Annotated in this window: 6 protein-coding genes and 1 tRNA gene; 5 read left to right on the plus strand and 2 right to left on the minus strand. The window is 70.9% G+C overall.

Annotation, left to right across the window (positions count from 1 at the left end; translation table 11 throughout):
* The 4 genes from VF468_02240 to tenA form a co-directional block, all read left to right on the plus strand.
* On the plus strand, window positions 1-514 hold a 514-nt coding region (locus VF468_02240), incomplete at its 5' end, for an alpha/beta fold hydrolase (protein ID HEX5877133.1).
* On the plus strand, window positions 511-702 hold the full coding sequence (locus VF468_02245) for a hypothetical protein (protein HEX5877134.1): 192 nt from the start codon (window positions 511-513) through the stop codon (window positions 700-702). The genes VF468_02240 and VF468_02245, both read left to right, overlap by 4 nt.
* Before the next feature lie 74 nt (window positions 703-776).
* Window positions 777-1424, plus strand: a complete 648-nt coding sequence (locus VF468_02250) for a hypothetical protein (protein ID HEX5877135.1) — start codon at window positions 777-779, stop codon at window positions 1422-1424.
* Window positions 1412-2053, plus strand: a complete 642-nt coding sequence (gene tenA / locus VF468_02255; protein HEX5877136.1) for a thiaminase II — start codon at window positions 1412-1414, stop codon at window positions 2051-2053. The genes VF468_02250 and tenA overlap by 13 nt, the downstream gene beginning before the upstream one ends.
* A 90-nt stretch (window positions 2054-2143) precedes the next feature.
* On the opposite strand, the gene VF468_02260 is transcribed toward tenA, so the two are convergent.
* Window positions 2144-2227 (minus strand) — tRNA-Leu (locus VF468_02260).
* A gap of 501 nt (window positions 2228-2728) precedes the next feature.
* Between VF468_02260 and VF468_02265 the strand changes: the two genes are divergently transcribed.
* Window positions 2729-2854 carry a hypothetical protein gene (locus tag VF468_02265; GenBank protein HEX5877137.1) on the plus strand — a complete coding sequence of 42 codons (126 nt, stop codon included), beginning with the start codon at window positions 2729-2731 and terminating at the stop codon, window positions 2852-2854.
* 10 nt (window positions 2855-2864) lie between these two features.
* Here VF468_02265 and VF468_02270 read toward each other — a convergent pair.
* Window positions 2865-3417 (minus strand): alpha/beta hydrolase (locus tag VF468_02270; GenBank protein HEX5877138.1); only part of this gene is annotated, 553 nt, incomplete at its 5' end.

Here is a 3417-nt window from a genome sequence, read left to right on the forward strand (position 1 = left end):
GGGCGGGGCGGTCGCGCTGGCCTACGCGCTCGCCCATCCCGACCGGGTCGCCTCCCTGACCCTGATCGCCGGGGCCGGGCTCGGGGAGGAGATCAACCCCGACTACATCGACGGGTTCGTGGCCGCCGAGCGGCGCCGGGAGCTCAAGGGCGTGCTGGAGCTGCTGTTCGCCGACCCGGGGCTGGTCCACCGCCAGCTGGTGGACGACGTGCTGCGCTACAAGCGCCTCGACGGCGTGGATGCGGCGCTGCGCACGGTCGCTGCGGCCATGTACCCGTCGGGGCGTCAAACCCGGGTGCTCGCCGGCGAGCTGGAGCGGCTCACGGTGCCGCTACTGGTCGTCTGGGGCGAGCAGGACCGCGTGCTGCCAGCCGCCCACGCCGACGCGGCCCGCGCCCACGGCCGGGTCGAGGTACTCGCCGGCGCCGGCCACTCACCGCACATCGAGGCCGCCAACGAGGTCAACCACCTGGTCATCGGCTTCCTGGACGAGCTGGAGGAGGAACCCAGGTGAACATCCCCAGGGAGATGGTCGTGGAACAGATCCGCTTCCGCGGCGACGCCGAGGCGACCGCCCGGGCCGAGCAGGAGCTGCCCGAGAAGATCGACCCCGAGCGCGACGCCGAGCTGCTGCGCCGCTTCGACCTCGACCCGGCGGCGCTGGTCGAGGACTTCAGCGGCCAGTCCCCCGAGGTGGGATAGCCCGCCGGCAAGGCGTCGAACGCAGGGGTGCCCGCGGGCAGTTGATCTTCGGCGGCGGTGGCTAGGATCTCTCCATGACGGCGTTCACCGACCACCTGCTGGAGGCCAACCGGGATGTCTGGGCGGCCATGGCCGATCACCCTTTGGTGCTCGGACTGGCCGAAGGCACCCTCCCGGACGGCGCCCTGCAGGCCTGGGTGCAGCAGGACCGGGTGTTCGTCGTGGAGGAGCGCCGCGTCGTGGCCGCACTCCGCGCCCACAGCCTGCCGTCGCGCCTCGACGACCTGCTCGCCGGCCTCGACCGCAGCCTGGTGGTGGAGGCCGAGGCCTTCGCCCGGATGGCCGCCGAACACGGCTTTCCACCTGAGGTCGAACCCTGGCCCGTCTGCCTCGGCTACACCTGCTTCCTACGATGCGCCGCTGACGATGGTGTCCTGGAGGGACTTACCACGCTGTATGCGGCCGAGCGCGCCTACCTGGACACCTGGACCGCCGTGGCCGGGCGCTGCCCGGCCGACTCCGCCTACCATGCCTGGATCCAGAACTGGAGCGGGGAGCCCTTCCGCGCCTTCGTCGGCGACCTCGGCCGGGGCCTCGAGGAGCTCGCCGGGGCACCACCGCCCGCCTTGGCCCAACGCCTCGGCGTGCTGTTTGCTCGCGCCGCCCGGTTCGAGCTGGCCTTCTGGGAGATGTGCTGGAGCGGCCAGGCATGGCCGGCCTGAGCCAGCGCCTGTTCGTGCTCGGGCGGCCGAACCTGGAGCGCCAGCTGGCCCATCCCACCGTGCGCGGGATTGCCGCCGGCGATCTGGAGCCGGCGCGGTTCCGTGCCTGGCTGGTGCAGGACTATCTGTTCCTGCTCGACTACGTGCGGCTGTTCGCCCTCGCCGCCGCCCGAGCGCCCGATACCGACACCCTCGGCCGCCTGGTCGACCTGGCGCATTCCACCTTCCACCAGGAGCTGTCGCTGCACCGCGGCTACGCCGCCGAGTTCGGCCTTGGCGAGGCCGACCTGGACCGAGCCGAGAAGTCGCCCGCCTGCGCCGCCTCCACCGACTTCCTGCTCCGCACCGCCGCGACCTCCGACTTCGCCGAGGTGCTGGCCGCCCTTCTGCCCTGTATGTGGGGCTACTCCGAGCTGGGCCAGTCACTGGCCGCGGAGGGCATGCCGGCCGACCCCCACTATCGACGCTGGATCGATACCTACGCCGACCCGGACTTTGCCGCCCTGGCCGCCTGGTGCGCGGCCCTGCTGGACCGGGCGGCCGACGGCCTCCCAGCGGCCCGCCTGGCCGCCTGCGAGCGCGCCTTCCTGACCAGCCTCCGCCACGAACTCGCCTTCTGGGACGCTTGAAAAGAAGTCGCGACACCAGACGGCATGCCGCGCAGGACTAATCCCGGATGCGGCTGGACGAACAATGACCTGGCGGTGCCAGGCCTCCAGTGGGCGAAGGGGGACTTGAACCCCCACCCCCTTGCGGGGACATGGCCCTCAACCATGCGCGTCTGCCTATTCCGCCACTCGCCCTTGTTCCGGCCCCTGCTTACGCCCTCAACCTCCGAGGAGCCGTTCTATCGGGTTGCTCAGGCTCTATCGCCGCTGTTCAGGTCGCCGTGGCCTCCGCAATTGGTGGCCCAAGGCGACTCGGAGTGACTCAGTGGAAATGGATTTCCGATCAAGTATTGGATCACCGTCATTTCCAGCGGCAGGGTATTGCTCAAGCTAATCGCTAGGCGCTGATGGGTGCGATCCTCACCGGCCCGAAGGGCCGGTGCTGCCCGACGCGGCGGCCTTGTAGGCGGTGATGGTCGGCTTGGCGTTGCGATCCTCACCGGCCCCGAAAGGCCGGTGCTGCGCGGTAGATGTCCTTTCCGGATAAGTTGGCGGACAGGCTCGCCGCCGACGTGCATTTCGCCAACTAGGTCCGGTCCCTGAGCAGGTGGGTTGTTCGGACCAAGATGGCGAAATCGGCAACGCTGATGGAGGGGCTGGTGGCCGAGCGCCACCCCGACCGGCCGGTACCGCCCGATGGCCGGGACGGCCGCGGCCCGGGCGGTTGTGCATCTGCTGGCCACTGCCATCGAGGAGGGCCGGGACCTGTCCTCGATGAGCGGCATCCTGGCCGACAGCTCCTATCGTCTGCTGCTGGCCTGACGGCCCGGCCTCACTTCAGGTGCCGGGCGAAGAACCGGTTCCCGTCGTCCCCCTCGAACCGCGGGACGCCGGTGTGCCCGCCCAGATTGGCGTGCAGCGTCTTCTCCTTGGAGCCGAAGGCGTCGAACAGGTCCAGGGCCAGCTGCCGGTCGTTTCCTTCGTCGTCCCACTGCAGCAGGACCTGCAGCGGAATGGTGACCTGCCGGGCCTCCTCGAACAGGGCGCCGGGCACGAAACTCCCGGCGAACAGAAGGGCGGCCGAGATGCGCGGCTCGACCACCGCCAGCCGGATGCCGATGGCGATCACCCCTCCCGCGTACCCGACCGGGCCGCCGATCTCGGGCAGCGAAAGGAGGGCGTCCAGGGCAGCCCGCCATTCCGGGACCGCCTTTTCGACCAGCGGGAGGACGAGGGCGTCGACGATCTCGTCGTCGACCGGCTCGCCGGCCTCCAGCGCCCGGCGCAGGTCGGCGCGGGCCTCCTCGGCGGCGGCCGAACGGGGCCGGTCACCGCTCCCGGGGAGCTCGATGGTGGCCGCGGCGAAGCCCTCCGCCGCGGAGTGC

The sequence above is a fragment of the Actinomycetota bacterium genome, assembly GCA_036280995.1.
In the GTDB taxonomy this organism is placed as follows: domain Bacteria; phylum Actinomycetota; class CALGFH01; order CALGFH01; family CALGFH01; genus CALGFH01.

Coding starts and splice junctions, on each gene's coding strand:
- VF468_02265 (HEX5877137.1), top strand. CDS start 2,729: ATGGCCGGGACGGCCGCGGCCCGGGCGGTTGTGCATCTGCTGGCCACT.
- VF468_02250 (HEX5877135.1), top strand. CDS start 777: ATGACGGCGTTCACCGACCACCTGCTGGAGGCCAACCGGGATGTCTGG.
- tenA (HEX5877136.1), top strand. CDS start 1,412: ATGGCCGGCCTGAGCCAGCGCCTGTTCGTGCTCGGGCGGCCGAACCTG.